Source organism: Streptomyces sp. NPDC001663, assembly GCF_042893105.1.
Classification (GTDB): Bacteria; Actinomycetota; Actinomycetes; order Streptomycetales; family Streptomycetaceae; genus Streptomyces.
On the sequence record NZ_JBIAUR010000013.1, the window covers coordinates 147670 to 161018 of the forward strand.

General features: G+C 73.1%; 14 protein-coding genes. 10 read left to right on the plus strand and 4 right to left on the minus strand.

What is annotated here, in order from left to right:
• Window positions 1-14: 14 nt before the first annotated feature.
• The 5 genes from ACFY1L_RS36575 to ACFY1L_RS36595 all read left to right on the plus strand — a co-directional run bounded on the left by ACFY1L_RS36575 (window position 15) and on the right by ACFY1L_RS36595 (window position 4974).
• Entirely contained in the window at window positions 15-1181 is a 1167-nt protein-coding gene (locus tag ACFY1L_RS36575) for a sensor histidine kinase (protein ID WP_388834109.1), read from the plus strand.
• Window positions 1178-1837: a response regulator gene (locus tag ACFY1L_RS36580; protein WP_388834112.1), complete on the plus strand. Its 660-nt coding sequence runs from the start codon at window positions 1178-1180 to the stop codon at window positions 1835-1837. The genes ACFY1L_RS36575 and ACFY1L_RS36580 overlap by 4 nt, the downstream gene beginning before the upstream one ends.
• Window positions 1838-1949: 112 nt before the next feature.
• Complete coding sequence (locus ACFY1L_RS36585; protein WP_388834115.1) at window positions 1950-2588, plus strand: GPP34 family phosphoprotein; 639 nt, start codon at window positions 1950-1952, stop codon at window positions 2586-2588.
• A gap of 15 nt (window positions 2589-2603) precedes the next feature.
• Complete coding sequence (locus tag ACFY1L_RS36590) at window positions 2604-4184, plus strand: carboxylesterase/lipase family protein (RefSeq protein WP_388834118.1); 1581 nt, start codon at window positions 2604-2606, stop codon at window positions 4182-4184.
• A 145-nt stretch (window positions 4185-4329) separates the two neighbouring features.
• A complete protein-coding gene (locus tag ACFY1L_RS36595) occupies window positions 4330-4974 on the plus strand; it encodes a dihydrofolate reductase family protein (protein ID WP_388834121.1) in 645 nt (214 codons plus the stop codon).
• 92 nt (window positions 4975-5066) lie between these two features.
• Here the strand turns inward: ACFY1L_RS36595 and ACFY1L_RS36600 are convergent, their stop codons facing one another.
• Together ACFY1L_RS36600 and ACFY1L_RS36605 are read right to left on the minus strand one after the other, a co-directional pair.
• Window positions 5067-5945 carry a hypothetical protein gene (locus ACFY1L_RS36600; RefSeq protein ID WP_388834124.1) on the minus strand — a complete coding sequence of 293 codons (879 nt, stop codon included), beginning with the start codon at window positions 5943-5945 and terminating at the stop codon, window positions 5067-5069.
• Window positions 5946-6081: 136 nt separating this feature from the next.
• Window positions 6082-6378, minus strand: a complete 297-nt coding sequence (locus ACFY1L_RS36605) for a hypothetical protein (protein ID WP_388834127.1) — start codon at window positions 6376-6378, stop codon at window positions 6082-6084.
• Between the two features lie 99 nt (window positions 6379-6477).
• Here ACFY1L_RS36605 and ACFY1L_RS36610 point away from each other — a divergent pair, with 99 nt between their 5' ends.
• Complete coding sequence (locus ACFY1L_RS36610) at window positions 6478-7374, plus strand: oxygenase MpaB family protein (RefSeq protein ID WP_388834130.1); 897 nt, start codon at window positions 6478-6480, stop codon at window positions 7372-7374.
• Here the strand turns inward: ACFY1L_RS36610 and ACFY1L_RS36615 are convergent.
• Window positions 7360-7884: a PadR family transcriptional regulator gene (locus ACFY1L_RS36615; RefSeq protein WP_388834137.1), complete on the minus strand. Its 525-nt coding sequence runs from the start codon at window positions 7882-7884 to the stop codon at window positions 7360-7362. The genes ACFY1L_RS36610 and ACFY1L_RS36615 overlap by 15 nt on opposite strands.
• 124 nt (window positions 7885-8008) lie before the next feature.
• Here ACFY1L_RS36615 and ACFY1L_RS36620 point away from each other — a divergent pair, with 124 nt between their 5' ends.
• The gene (locus tag ACFY1L_RS36620; protein ID WP_388834144.1) at window positions 8009-8764 is read left to right on the plus strand and encodes an alpha/beta fold hydrolase; all 756 of its coding nucleotides are present in this window, start codon (window positions 8009-8011) and stop codon (window positions 8762-8764) included.
• Window positions 8765-8768: 4 nt separating this feature from the next.
• On the opposite strand, the gene ACFY1L_RS36625 is transcribed toward ACFY1L_RS36620, so the two are convergent.
• A complete protein-coding gene (locus ACFY1L_RS36625; protein ID WP_388834150.1) occupies window positions 8769-9368 on the minus strand; it encodes a class I SAM-dependent methyltransferase in 600 nt (199 codons plus the stop codon).
• A gap of 152 nt (window positions 9369-9520) precedes the next feature.
• Here ACFY1L_RS36625 and ACFY1L_RS36630 point away from each other — a divergent pair, with 152 nt between their 5' ends.
• Genes ACFY1L_RS36630 through ACFY1L_RS36640 form a run of 3 tightly spaced genes read left to right on the plus strand, consistent with a single transcriptional unit; the run spans window position 9521 to window position 13329 of the window.
• Entirely contained in the window at window positions 9521-10294 is a 774-nt protein-coding gene (locus ACFY1L_RS36630; protein ID WP_388834156.1) for an MHYT domain-containing protein, read from the plus strand.
• A gap of 48 nt (window positions 10295-10342) precedes the next feature.
• The gene (locus ACFY1L_RS36635) at window positions 10343-12859 is read left to right on the plus strand and encodes a nitrate- and nitrite sensing domain-containing protein (protein ID WP_388834163.1); all 2517 of its coding nucleotides are present in this window, start codon (window positions 10343-10345) and stop codon (window positions 12857-12859) included.
• Entirely contained in the window at window positions 12856-13329 is a 474-nt protein-coding gene (locus ACFY1L_RS36640) for a roadblock/LC7 domain-containing protein (protein ID WP_388834169.1), read from the plus strand. The genes ACFY1L_RS36635 and ACFY1L_RS36640 overlap by 4 nt, the downstream gene beginning before the upstream one ends.
• Window positions 13330-13349: the final 20 nt, after the last annotated feature.

Sequence of the window (13349 nt, forward strand, 5' to 3'; positions counted from 1 at the left end):
GGTAGGGTCGGTGCGTGGACCGCCGCAGCAGGGAGCCGGACGACGTGTTCGCCAGGGAAGCGCGGGGAGAGCTGTCGCCCCGGGCGGCCCGGGCGCTGTGGTGGGGGTCGGCCGGTCTGGTGCTCGGCGTCCTTGGCACCTCGGTGCTCGTCGTCGGCGCGGGGCACGGCTGGCGACTGCCCGTGGCCGTGGCCCTGGTCCTTGTGCAGGTCTGTGCCCTGAGGTGGCTGGCGCGCGCCCCGGTCGCCGTACTGGCAGTGACCGCGGCGACGGGGCTCGCGGTGTGGGCGTTGCTGCCCGCGGTGACCTTGACGGGGGCGGTGCTCGCGGCGCAGGTCGCGTTGTGCGTGCTGTCGGCCACCAGGCCGCGGCGGGTGTCTGTGGGGGCGCTCGCCGCGATGTGCCTGCCGGCGCCGTCGGCGTTCGCGGCGGGCGGCCCGGCGGGCCTGGCGGTCTATGTGCTGACGGTGGTCCTGGCGTGGACCGCGGGGCAGTGGCGCAGGGCGCAGCAGGCACGGACGAGGGCGGAGATGCGCCGGGCCGTGGTGGAGGAGCGCGCACGGATCGCGCGCGAGGTCCACGACGTCGTGGCGCACACGCTGTCGGTGATGGTCATTCAGGCGGGCGCCGCCGACGACGTGTTCACCCAGCAGCCCGAACAGGCCCGCCAGGCGTTGCAGGCCATCGAGACGGGCGCCCGCTCGGCGCTCGGCGAACTGCGCCTGCTGCTGCGGGCGTTCCGGCCCGATGCGGAGGAGGAGGCCGCGGAGCAGCGGGAGCCGGGACCCTCGCTCGCGCGCCTGGACGAGCTGGCCGACACCGTGCGCGCGACCGGGATGACCGTGCACGTGCACCGCGAGGGCGCCACCGACGGGCTGCCGGCCGCGGTGGACCTGGCGGCGTACCGGATCGTCCAGGAGGCCCTCACCAACACACTGCGCCACGCGGTCGGCGCCGACGAGGTGAGCGTGCGCGTGACGGTCGAAGGGGAATGCGTGAAGGTCACGGTGGTCGACAACGGGCGTACGCCGCAGGGCGGTTCGGTCGTGGCAGGAGCGGGACGCGGCCTTGTGGGGATGAAGGAGCGCGCACGGCTGGTGGGAGGCAGCCTGCGCGCCGGTCCGCTGCCCGGGGGCGGGTTCGAGGTGGCGGCGCAGCTGCCGGTGGAGCGCGCGTCATGACACTGCGCGTGGTGGTGGCCGACGACCAGGCCCTGGTCCGTACCGGATTCCGCCTGATCATCGACGCCCGGGACGACCTCGAGGTGGTCGGCGAGGCGTCCGACGGCCGGGAGGCGGTACGGCTGACGCGGGAACTGGCGCCCGACGTGGTGCTGATGGACGTACGCATGCCCGTCGTGGACGGCATCGAGGCGACCCGGCAGATCGTGGAGTTCGGCAGTCGGGCCCGGGTGCTCGTGCTGACCACCTGGGACGTGGACGCGCACGTGGTCGCCGCCCTGCGGGCCGGGGCGAGCGGTTTCCTGCTGAAGGACATGCGCCCCGCCGAACTCGTCGACGCGATCCGCCTCACCGCGCGCGGCGACGCGCTGCTGGCGCCGACCGTGCTGAGCCGTGTCCTCGACCGGTTCCTGCGCACCACACCCGACCCGACGCCGCCGCCCTCCCTGCAGGAGCTGTCCGGCCGCGAGCGGGAGGTGCTCACCCTGATCGGGCAGGCGCTGTCGAACGCGGAGATCGCCGAGCGGCTGCGCCTGTCGGAGGCCACCGTCAAGAACCATGTCACCGCGGTGCTGCGCAAACTGGGCCTGCGCGACCGCGTCCAGGCCGTAGTCGCCGCCTACGACCACGGCCTCGTGCAGCCGCGCCGCCCCTGACGGCGGCCTCCTCCTGAAGGAGGAGGCCGGGCCGGAGCCCTCCTGTGTTCCCAGTCCCGGTCCATTCCCGTGGCCGATCCGCGGCCGTGCCACCCGGCCATAGCGTCGATGTGTGATCGACGACCTGGCCTGCCTCATGTATCTGCTCGCCCACGACGACGCGGCCGAAGGCCCCTACGACCGTTCCCGGACCCAGCTGCTGGTCCGTGCCGCCGCCCTGGCCGACCTTGCGTTGCGCGGCCGGCTGGGGGAGGACCGCGGCACGGTCACCGTGACCGGCACAGAACCGACCGGCGACCCGGTCCTGGACGGCGTTCTGCGCGACGCCGCCGCAGGGCGTGGCTGGAAGCAGCTCGTGCGCCGCCACCGCAAGCGGACCCTCACGGAGGTGGAGGACCGGCTCGCCGCGGCGGGGATCCTCACCGTGAAGGCACCCCGCAGCCGCTTCGGCACACGGCGATCGACCATGACGGACCGCGCCGTGCCCGCCGTACTCCGCGCCCGCGTGTCCGAGGCGCTGCAGGGGGACGGCCCCGTGTGGGAGATCCCCGCCGCCGACGCCGCGCTGCTGGCGCTGGCCGCGGCGGGCGGCATTCGCTCGGTCGTGTCACGCCAGGACCGGAAGACCTTCCGGGCCCGTATCGACGCCTGCACGGGATCTTTCGGAGCCCTGGCGCCCGGCCTGGAGAAAGAGGTACGCGCCCTGCCGACGACCATGATCGCCGCACAGGGCGGCATGGGCGGCACCTGAACGAACGGGGAGACGATGACCACGCACCGCATCCTGACCACCCTGGGCTGCGCCCTGACCGCCGTCCTCGCGACGGCCTGGTCCGCGGCACCACCGACCCAGCCCACCACCACCGCACAGTCCGCCCGGCCCGCCGCCACGACAGTCCGCACCCACGACGGCCCGGTGCGAGGCTCGGCCCACGACGGCTACCGCGCCTTCGAGGGCATCCCCTACGCGGCGCCCCCGGTCGGCAGGCTGCGCTGGGCGCCGCCCCACCGCACGGCCCCCTGGTCCGGGGTGCGGGACGCGACCCGGCCGGCGAGCGCCTGTCCGCAGCCGGCCGGCGAGGTGCCCGGCGGCAGCACCGGCGAGGACTGCCTTCACCTCAACGTCACGACGCCCGAGGGCGCGGGACCGGCACGCCCCCGGCCGGTGATCGTGTGGGTGCACGGTGGCGGCTTCACCACCGGAGCGGGCAGCTCGTACGACGCCCACCGCATGGCCACCCGCGGCGACGTCGTGGTCGTCACCGTCAACTACCGCCTCGGGGTCCTCGGTTTCCTCGCGCACAGTGGGCTGCCCGGCTCCGGCACCTTCGGTCTGGCCGACCAGCAGGCGGCGCTGCGCTGGGTCCGCGCCGAGATCGGCGCCTTCGGCGGCGACGCGCACAACGTGACGCTGGCCGGCGAGTCGGCGGGCGGCTACAGCGTCTGCGCCCAGCTCGCCTCACCCGCCGCCGCGGGGCTCTTCGACCGGGCGATCATCGAGAGCGGCCCGTGCACCGGCCGCCCCGACCGGCCGTTCGCCCCGGCCTCCGTCCCTCTGTCCACGGCTCGCGCCGCGGGCGCGGACTTGGCGGCGAAGGTCGGCTGCGGCTCGGCCCGGGACGTGCCGGCCTGTCTGCGGCGCGTGGGCGTCTCCCGGCTGCTCGCGGCCCAGGACACCGATCAACAGCCCGCTTACGCAACCCCGTTGCTGCCCAGTGACCCCGCGGCGGCAATCGCCGCCGGCCGCTTCCACCGCGTCCCGGTGCTCATCGGCAACAACCACGACGAGGGCAACGGCTGGGCCGCCGGGATCGTCCAGGCCGGCAACCCCGTCACCCCCGACACCTGGCCCGACGTCGCGGCCACCTTCTTCCCAGCCCCGGGGCAGGCAAAGGCGATCGTCCGCGAATACCCGGTCCACCGCACCGACGGCGGCCCGGTGTTCGGCGCGGTCATCGGCGACGCGAATTTCGCCTGCCCGACGGCACGCACCGACGCCCTGCTCGCCCCCCATGTGCCCGTCTGGCGCTACGAGTTCGCCGACGAGCACGCCCCGCCGCTCACCCCGGGCACGCCGCCGTTCCCGCTCGGCGCACCGCACGCGAGCGAACTGCCCTACCTGTTCGACCTGGGCGGCCGCCCCCGCGACCTGACCGCGGCACAGCACCGGCTGGCCGACACCATGATCGACTACTGGACCCGCTTCGCCCGCACCGCCGACCCGAACGGCCCGTCGTCGCCGCACTGGCCCCGGCAGACGGTGCTGTCCCTGGCGCCGGACCACATCGCCCCCACCCGCACGACGCAGTCCCGCCACCACTGCGCGTTCTGGAACGCCCTCGGGTGACCACGGAAACGACCACCGTGAGGGTCCACCGAACCGGCCGGCGGCCGTACTCGTGGGCCGGAGGCAGATCCGTGCACGATCGATGAGATCGGCGCCGCGGTCCGGTCGTACCGAGCGACGACCCCAGCGCGAAGGGAACTGCGACATGAAACTGACGACCGTCACGAACGTCTCCGTCGACGGAGTGACGCAGGGACATCGACAGATCGATGCAGGGCCCCGGCGCGAAGCCGACGCGCCGGGCGAGGATGGCAGCGGCGCATTCGAGCGCTTCGGATGGGCCCCGCCACTGCTCGACGACGAGGCCTCGACCTTCATCAGCGAGGCCTTCCAGCGCGCCGACGCGTTCCTGTTCGGTCGGCGGACCTACGAGATCTTCGCCGGCTCCTGGGGAGCAGGCATGGATCCGGGAAACCCCGTCGGAGAGGCGTTGAACGCGCGGCCCAAGTACGTCGCCTCGACCACGCTCACCGACCCGCAATGGGCGGACACGACCGTCCTGTCCGGCGATGTCGCGGGCGCCATCGGCGAACTGAGGGCCAAGCCGGGCGGTGAGCTGCAAGTGTGGGGCAGCGGCACCCTGATCCACTGGTTGCTCGACCACCGGCTGGTCGACGAGATCGTACTGCTCACCTATCCCGTGGTCGTCGGCCAGGGCACGCGGCTCTTCCCCACCACCGGCCCGGACCTGGGACTCGAACTGGTCGACCTGCAGTCGACTCCGAAGGGGCTGACGATCCAGACCTACCGCACCACCGGTCGCCCGCAGTACGAGACGGCCACGATCTGAAGCATGCAGAAGTCCGGGCCGGCTCACCGACCAGGCCCGCCGACATGGCGGGCCTGGTCGTGTCACCGCCGCGAAGTGCGGCCCGTACGGACTCAGCTGGGCCGTACGGCCATCTTGTCGAGCGCCTCCAGCAGACCCGGCAGTTCCGGCCCCCGGCCCACCGGCAGTACCTCGCCGGGCTCCGCGTCGAGCAGCACGAAGGCGATGTCGTCGGTCCTGGCCACGAGCGACCAGCCGGGACCGTCGGCCCGCAGGGTCCGCGCATCGCCCGGAGCGAAGGACGACCGGACGCGGCCGAGGGGCGGCGGCGTTTCCACGTACGCGCGCGCCTCGGCGAGTACACGACGGATCCCGATGTGGCCCTTGGGCGCGTCCGCCTGCTCGCCCGTCCCGCTGTCGTCGGCCTGCTCGCTCGCCTCGGCCGCCTCCGCGCCCTCGGCGGCCTCCGAGGTCCCGCCCGGAGTCGGGAAGGAGGAGTCGTCGAGCTGCTCCCGCCACAGCGCCCACTGCAGCGCGATCTCGTCGGCACCCAGGCGCCGCTGAGCCGGGCCCCAGATGGTGGTGTCCGGCGGCGCCAGCGGGGGACGGTCCGCGACCTCGGGGCCGGGATCGTGCGGCGCGGGCACGCCCGGCGCCGCGACGGCGACCGCGAGGGGCCACCCCGGCAGAGCGGCCACGACCGAGTGCTCGTCGGGCGACAGGTCGTACTCCATCCCGCAGTCCCAGGACGCGATGGCGACGGCGACCAGGGAGACGTCGTCGACCACGACGGTCCATCGGGCACCGCCGCCGTCCTGGCCGAGCACCAGGCCGTACCCGTCGGCGAGCGGTGCGAGGCCGAGCGCGGCGCAGGCCTCCGGATAGTCGTCGCCCAGCACGCTCGGGAACTTCGCCGGCGTCAGCAGTACCGCCGTGAGCACATAAAGCGCGTCGTCCTCGGCGGCGACGGCGTCCTCGTCCGTCCCGGCCATCCCAGCCTCCCAATTGCTATGTCCAACGGCGCGCACCATAGTGCGCCCAGAGACCGCTTGTCACGACTCCCAAGCACACCCGGAGCTGCAGTTTTCCGCCTGGACGGGGCGAATCGACCGCGCGCCGCCCGTTGTGTCAGGCCGCCGGGAGCCCCAGGAGCGTGCGTGCGACGGTTCGCGGCGACTCGTCGCGCTCCCGCGCGAGGGCGATGACGGCGCGGCAGGCCAGCTCGTTGACCCCGAAGGACAGCGCCTCCGGCGACACCCAGCCCGCCGCCTCCTCGATCTGGTCCTGGTCGTCCTCCGCGCACGCCGAGACGTACGCGGCAGCGGCTTCGAAAAGATTGTGTGTACGTTTGTCCCGGCCGTCGCTCACCTCCGCGCGCACGGCGTTGAGGAATCTGGCACAGGACTTGCGCACCCTGCCCAACATGCTGACCACCTTCCCCCTGCGTGGTTACCGTGGCTGATCGCTCATGTCCTGCTACTCAACGTAGAGTTGGAGACCGGGCGGCAGAAGGGGGACGCAACGGTGAAGCGATTCGAGCGGCTCGAACAGATCCGCCGGATGGACCCGCACAAGGACGCTTCCGAGATCTACCGGCTCAGCTCGGCCTACGAGTTCCCGTGGGACTTCACCCGCTCCCTCGAGCTGGCCCTCTACCGCACCTACGCCGTGCCCAGCATCGGACGGCTGCTCGCCGAGACGGCGGAGCTCACGCAGCGCACGCAGAAGCGTTACGACGACACGGTGCTGCTGCTCGACGCGATCGTCGAGCACGGCTTCGGCAGCGAACAGGCCTGCACGGCGATCCGCCGCGTCAACCAGATGCACCGCAGCTACGACATCAGCAACGACGACCTGCGCTATGTGCTGTGCACGTTCGTGGTGATGCCCAAGCGGTGGATCGACGCCTACGGCTGGCGCAGGCTCTCGCGCCACGAGACCGTCGCCTCCGCCGTCCACTACCGCACCCTGGGCCGGCACATGGCCATCAAGGACCTGCCTGAGTCCTACGAGGAGTTCGAGGCCTGCCTCGACGCCTACGAACAGGCCCACTTCGGCTGGGACGAGGGGGCCCGCAGGGTCTCCGACGCCACCCTCGCGCTGATGGCGTCCTGGTACCCGCGCCCGCTCGCACCGCTCCTGCGCACCTCGACCCTCTCCCTGCTCGACGACCACCTCCTGCGGGCCTTCCGCTACCCGCCCCCGAACGCCTTCACGCGCGCGTGCGTCCGTCGTGCGGTACGCGCGCGTGGCCGCGCCGTCCGCCTGCTGCCGCCCCGGCGCGGACCGCACCACGCGCGGCAGAACTGGGAGATCAAGGGCTACCCGAACGGCTACGAGCTGGACCGGCTGGGCACCTGGCCGACTCCCGGGATACGGGGGTGCCCCGTGCGGCCCTCGGGCGGATCAGCCGTCGAGTGAGCCGATGGTGTCCCGCAGCCAGGTGAGTTCGGCCCGGGACGTGGCGCGCGCGATGGTCAGCAGCCCGCGGCGGAAGGGGTCGTCCAGCTCCTCGGCACGCAACGGCCGGTCACCCTCGTAGAAGAAGCTCGCCGGTTCCTCCAGGAAGGCCAGCCGACGCCGGAGCACGGCCGCCTGCGCGGTGGCGTCGTCGAGGTGGCGCAGGAAGGCCAGCACCGTGAACCAGCGGTTCTCGTCGGTGATGTCGCGCTGCGCGGGTTCGGCGAGCCGGTGGCGCAGTTCCTGTCTGCCCTGCTCGGTGAGTGTCAGGACGTGGCGGGGGGCCGCCACGGCCCCGGGCTCCGTGGCGCGCGCGAGCAGGCCCGCCTTCTCCAGCCGCTTGATCGCCGGATAGAGGGTGCTCTCGGCGACGGGTTTCACGTGTCCCGTCAGCGCGGTGATGCGTTTGCGCAGCTCGTAGCCGTGCAGTGGGGCGTCGTAGAGGAATCCGAGGATGGCCAGCTCCAGCATGGCCGCATTCTCTCGCATCGCCGCTGTACAGCGATCTCTCTATACCTCGGCTTCTCTATACCTCGGAGTCGATGTATTCTCGCCGGGTGCCGAGGGACGGCCGAGCGGTCATGGGGAGGACGCGATGAAGCAAGCCGAGTTCGACGGCAAGGGAAGCTGCATTCGCTGGACGGAGACGCCGGGAGCGGAACCTGCGCGCGTGTATGTGCACGGCCTGGGCTCCGTCTCGGCCGTGTACCACGCGCACATCGCGGCCCGGCCCGAACTCGCGGGCCGGCGCAGCCTGTTCGTCGACCTGCCCGGGCACGGCATCAGCGACCGCCCCGAACACTTCGGCTACACGTTGGAGGAGCACGCCGACGCACTGGCCGCCGCCCTGGACGCGGCGGGCCTGAGCGGTACTGAGTTGATCGCGCACAGCATGGGCGGCGCCGTCGCCGTCGTGCTCGCCCACCGGCGGCCGGACCTGGTCTCCCGACTGGTCCTCACGGAGGCCAACCTCGACGCCTTCCCGCCGTCCACCGCGGGCAGCAGCGGCATCGCCTCGTACGAGGAGGACGCGTTTGTCGACGGCGCCTACGCGCGCGTACTGGAAAAAGTGGGCCCCTTGTGGGCGGCGACCATGCGGCTGGCCGACCCGCGCGCCCTGCACCGCACGGCTGTCGGCCTGAGGCGTGGATCGGAGCCCGTCATGCGCGGCATCCTCCATGAACTGCCGATCGAGCGCGTGTACCTGCAGGGCGAGCTGAGCGGTGAACTCGCGGGCAGAGAAGCCCTGGAGGCGTCGGGCGTGCGCGTGGTGACGGTGGCCGGTGCGGGACACAACGTCATGTTCGACAACCCTGACGCCTTCGTGGCGGCGGTCGTGGGCCGGGGCTGAGCGGTCAGCCTTCCCGCACGGCCAGCGCCAGGAACCGGGTGTCCTCGTCGATGTAGGACGTCATCCGCCACCCCGAACCGGCCAGCAGCGGGCGGAGGTTGGGCTCCGCGCGCAGGTCCTCCGGAGTGATCTGCCTGCCCTGGCGTGCTGCGAGCGCCGCCCGGCCGATGGGGTGGAACAGCGCGAGCGTACCGCCGGGGCGCACCACGCGGGCCAACTCCCGCAGGTTCTCGGCCGGTTGTGGCAGGTGCGCGATGAGGCCGGCGGCGAACACGGCGTCCAGCGACCGCGACCGCAGCGGCAGCGCGGCCACGTTGGCGAGCAGCAACCGCCCGTCCCGGTCCCTGCCCGCCCGTACGGCGGCCTCAAGCATGGCCGGGGTCAGATCGGCACCGATGACCACTCCCGAGGGCCCCACGGCGCCGCGCAGCGGCGTCAGGGCCCGCCCGGTGCCGCAGCCCGCGTCCAGCACACGGTCGCCCTCGCGCAGCCCGAGGTCGGCGACGGCGGCCGCGTAGGCCGGGCCGTCGTCGGGGAACCGGCTGTCCCAGTCGGCGGCGCGGGCGCCGAAGAACTCCTGGACGTGTGTGTGGTCGTCGCTCATGTTCCGCATGATCCCTCACCGTCAGGGATGACGCCGCAGTGCACACGTTCGAGCGTGATGTGGTCGTCGAGGTGCATCTCCGGGTCATATTCCAACACGTTTCGAAATGCGCCCCTGTTGTGCGCCCCTGCCCGGACTAGCGTCCCGGGGCCATGGGACATCTGGACCACGCCGCCTTCGGCTGGCTGACCCCCGTGCTGTCGTATGTGATGGCCTGCATCGGCGCCGCGCTGGGGCTGCGCTGCACCGTCCGCGCGCTCGGCGCCACCGGCCGCTCGCGCCGCAACTGGCTCATCACCGCCGCCTCGGCGATCGGCACCGGCATCTGGACCATGCACTTCGTGGCCATGCTGGGCTTCAGCGTCAGCGGCACCGACATCCGCTACGACGTGCCGCTGACCATCGTCAGCCTGCTCGTCGCCATGATCGTCGTCTGCGTCGGCGTCTTCGCCGTCGGCTACAGCCGCGACCGCGTCCGCGCGCTCTTCCTCGGCGGCCTGACCACCGGGCTCGGCGTCGCCAGCATGCACTACCTGGGCATGGCGGCGGTCCGGCTGCACGGCCACGTCGCCTACGACCCGGTCCTGGTCGGACTGTCGGTCCTGATCGCGGTCGTGGCGGCGACGGCGGCACTGTGGGCCGCGCTCAACATCAAGTCACCCGTCGCCGTCACCGTCGCCTCGCTCATCATGGGGGCCGCGGTGAGCAGCATGCACTACACCGCGATGTTCGCGGTGAGCGTCCGCGTCACACCCTCGGACACGGCCCTGCCCGGTGCCACGGCGATGCAGTTCATCTTCCCCCTCGCCGTGGGCCTCGGCTCCTACCTGTTCCTGACCTCGGCGTTCGTCGCGCTGTCGCCGACGACCGGGGAGCGCGAGGCGTCCGCCTCGGCCCAGCGGCCGGTCGAGCCCGTCGCCCCCTAGCGACGCGTCCTCCGGCACGTCCCCGAACCACTCCCGAGCGAGGAGGCCATGCGTACACCCCGTAGGACCCCCAGCCCCGGCGCCGAGACGCCGCCCCCGCCTCCCGTGCGCGGCCGTCGCGCCCATGCCGGACCGCCGGCCGACGAGGTCCCGGACGAGTCCGCCGGCCCGGTGCAGGACGACGCACCCGAACCCGGGGGCCGCTGGCAGATACGCCCACGCACCGTACGAGCCAAGATCGTCTGCCTGCTGATGGTGCCGGTCGTCTCGCTGCTGGCCCTGTGGGCCTACGCCACCGTCAGCACCGCCCAGGACGTCGCCCGGCTGCGACAGTTGCAGCGCGTGGACGCCCAGATCCGCACGCCCGTTGCAACAGCCGTCGCCGCCCTGCAGGCCGAGCGCGCGGCCGCGGTGCGCTACGCGAGTGCCCCGTCGGCCGGGCAGAGCGGCGACTACAAGAAGCTCGCCGACCGCACCGACCGGGCGGTGGCCGAGCTGCGGCTGGGCGACGACAACACCGTGGCCGACAGCGAGGAACTGCCCTCCGGAGTGGCCCGCCGGCTCGAGACCTTCGTCGCCGGCGCCGAGCAACTGCGCTCGCTGCGCACCGCGGTGCTCGACCGTCGCGCCGACTGGGACGACGCCTACGGGCAGTACACGAAGACCATCGCAGGCGCCTTCGCGGTGGGCGGCGCGCTCACCGGCATCCAGGACGCCGACCTCGGATCCGACGCGCGCGTGCTGCTCGAATTCTCCCGCGCGGGCGAGGCGTTGGCCCAGGAGGACACCGTGCTGGCCGGCGCGCGAGTGGCCGACGGCCTCAGCGGTGAGCGGCTGCGCCTGTTCACCGGCGCAGTCGAAACGCGCCGTGCACTCACCGACTCGGCCGTCGCCGATCTGAGCGGTCCGGAGCGCAGCGCCTGGCGCAAGCTCGCCGCCTCGAGCGCCTACGTCACCCTGGGTGCCGCGGAGGACCAGGTCCTCGCCGGCACCCCGGGCCCCCTCAAGGCCGCTCCGGAAGCCACCTGGAACAAGGCACACACGCGCGTGCAGGACGGCATGCGGACCATCGAACAGGACGCCGGACGCGGTGTCGCGGACCGGGCCGACCCCTTCACCCGCGGCCTGCTCACCCCGGCCGGCGCCGCGGTGCTCCTCGGTCTCGCCGCCGTCGCCGCCTCGCTCGTCATCTCCGTACGCATCGGACGCGGCCTCGTGGTCGAGCTGGTGAGCCTGCGCAACAGCGCCCTGGAGATCGCCCGACGCAACCTCCCCGAAGCCATGCGCAAGCTGCGCGCCGGCGAGGAGATCGACATCCAGGCCGAAGCCCCACCCGGACCGCCCGCCGAGGACGAGGCCGGGCAGGTCGCCGAGGCCCTGGGCACCGTGCACCGCGCCGCCCTGCGGGCCGCCGTCGAGCGCGCCGAACTCGCCAGCGGTATCTCCGGGGTCTTCGTCAACCTCGCCCGCCGCAGCCAGGTCCTCGTCCACCGCCAACTGAGCCTGCTCGACAGCATGGAGCGCCGCTCCGACGACCCGAACGAGCTCAGCGACCTGTTCCGGCTCGACCACCTCACCACCCGTATGCGGCGCCACGCCGAGAGCCTGATCATCCTGTCCGGAGCGGCACCCGGCCGGGCCTGGCGCATGCCGGTCTCGCTGACGAACGTGGTGCGCGCGGCCGTGTCCGAGGTCGAGGACTACGCGCGCGTGGAGGTGCGGCAGCTCCCCGAGGCGCTGGTCATCGGCTCGGCCGTCGCGGACCTCACCCACCTCCTGGCCGAGATCGTCGAGAACGCGGCACAGTTCTCGCCCCCGCACACGCGCGTGCGCATCGTCGGTGAACCGGTGGGCAACGGCTACGTCATCGAGGTCGAGGACCGGGGCCTCGGCATGGGCAAGGAGACCCTCGTCGAGGCCAACCGCCGCATCGAGCAGTCCGAGGCGCTCGACCTCTTCGACAGCGACCGGCTCGGCCTGTTCGTGGTCAGCAGGCTCGCGGCCCGCCATGCCATCAAGGTGCACCTGCGCACCTCGCCCTACGGCGGCACCACCGCGGTCGTCCTGCTGCCCACCGCCCTGCTGCACGGCGGCGCGGCGGAACGTTCCCCCGGCAAGGCCGCGAGCACCGAGCGGCAGGTGGAACGCGAGCACGCGCGCGTGCCCGGCGCCGCCCCGCACCAGGAGCCCGTACCGGCAGCGGCCGAACGGCCCGCGCTGGTGGCCCCCGCGCCGGCCGCGGTCGAGGCGACTTCCGAAACCCCGCCCCCCGGAGTCACCACCTTGCGCCTGCACCGTCCCCCCGAGGACACCGAAGAGTCGGACGACCTGCCCCGCCGCGTACGCCAGGCAAGTCTCGCCCCCCAACTGCGCGAGCAGCGCCCCGAAGAGCCGGCCCAGCCGCCCGCACCCCGCCACGACGACGAGCGCACACCGGAGGCCGTACGCGATCGCATGGCGGCCTACCGCGCCGGCTGGGTGCGCGGCGGCGGCAGGCAACCCGGCCGCGCCGCCGGACCCGATTCCGCAGCGCGCAGCGACAGCAGCGAAGGAGACCGCGCATGATCCAGGACCCGAGCACCAGGGCCACCGTGGGGGTCCCCCCGCTCGAGCGAAGCCGAGAGCGGGGGAGGTCCGGCGAACTCGACTGGCTGCTGGACGACTTGGTGCTGCGCGTGCGCGAAGTGCGGCACGCCGTGGTGCTGTCCAACGACGGCCTGGCGGTGGGCGCGTCGACCGACCTGCGCCGCGAGGACGCCGAACACCTCGCCGCGGTCGCCTCCGGCTTCCACAGCCTGGCCAAGGGCGCCGGCCGGCACTTCGGCGCCGGCGGCGTACGCCAGACGATGGTCGAGATGGACGACGGGTTCCTGTTCGTGGCCGCCGCCGGCGACGGCTCCTGCCTCGCCGTTCTCACCGCCGTGACCGCCGACATCGGCCTGGTCGCCTACGAGATGGCACGGCTGGTCAAACGTGTCGGCGAGCACCTGTACACGCCGACGCGCGTCAGCGCGCCGCCGCCCGCCGCCCGATGAGGCCAGAAGGCGGTCCGCGC

Coding starts and splice junctions, on each gene's coding strand:
- ACFY1L_RS36595 (WP_388834121.1), top strand. CDS start 4,330: ATGAAACTGACGACCGTCACGAACGTCTCCGTCGACGGAGTGACGCAG.
- ACFY1L_RS36600 (WP_388834124.1), bottom strand. CDS start 5,945: ATGGCCGGGACGGACGAGGACGCCGTCGCCGCCGAGGACGACGCGCTT.
- ACFY1L_RS36635 (WP_388834163.1), top strand. CDS start 10,343: ATGCGTACACCCCGTAGGACCCCCAGCCCCGGCGCCGAGACGCCGCCC.
- ACFY1L_RS36625 (WP_388834150.1), bottom strand. CDS start 9,368: ATGAGCGACGACCACACACACGTCCAGGAGTTCTTCGGCGCCCGCGCC.
- ACFY1L_RS36605 (WP_388834127.1), bottom strand. CDS start 6,378: ATGTTGGGCAGGGTGCGCAAGTCCTGTGCCAGATTCCTCAACGCCGTG.
- ACFY1L_RS36590 (WP_388834118.1), top strand. CDS start 2,604: ATGACCACGCACCGCATCCTGACCACCCTGGGCTGCGCCCTGACCGCC.
- ACFY1L_RS36580 (WP_388834112.1), top strand. CDS start 1,178: ATGACACTGCGCGTGGTGGTGGCCGACGACCAGGCCCTGGTCCGTACC.
- ACFY1L_RS36615 (WP_388834137.1), bottom strand. CDS start 7,884: ATGCTGGAGCTGGCCATCCTCGGATTCCTCTACGACGCCCCACTGCAC.
- ACFY1L_RS36630 (WP_388834156.1), top strand. CDS start 9,521: ATGGGACATCTGGACCACGCCGCCTTCGGCTGGCTGACCCCCGTGCTG.
- ACFY1L_RS36620 (WP_388834144.1), top strand. CDS start 8,009: ATGAAGCAAGCCGAGTTCGACGGCAAGGGAAGCTGCATTCGCTGGACG.
- ACFY1L_RS36640 (WP_388834169.1), top strand. CDS start 12,856: ATGATCCAGGACCCGAGCACCAGGGCCACCGTGGGGGTCCCCCCGCTC.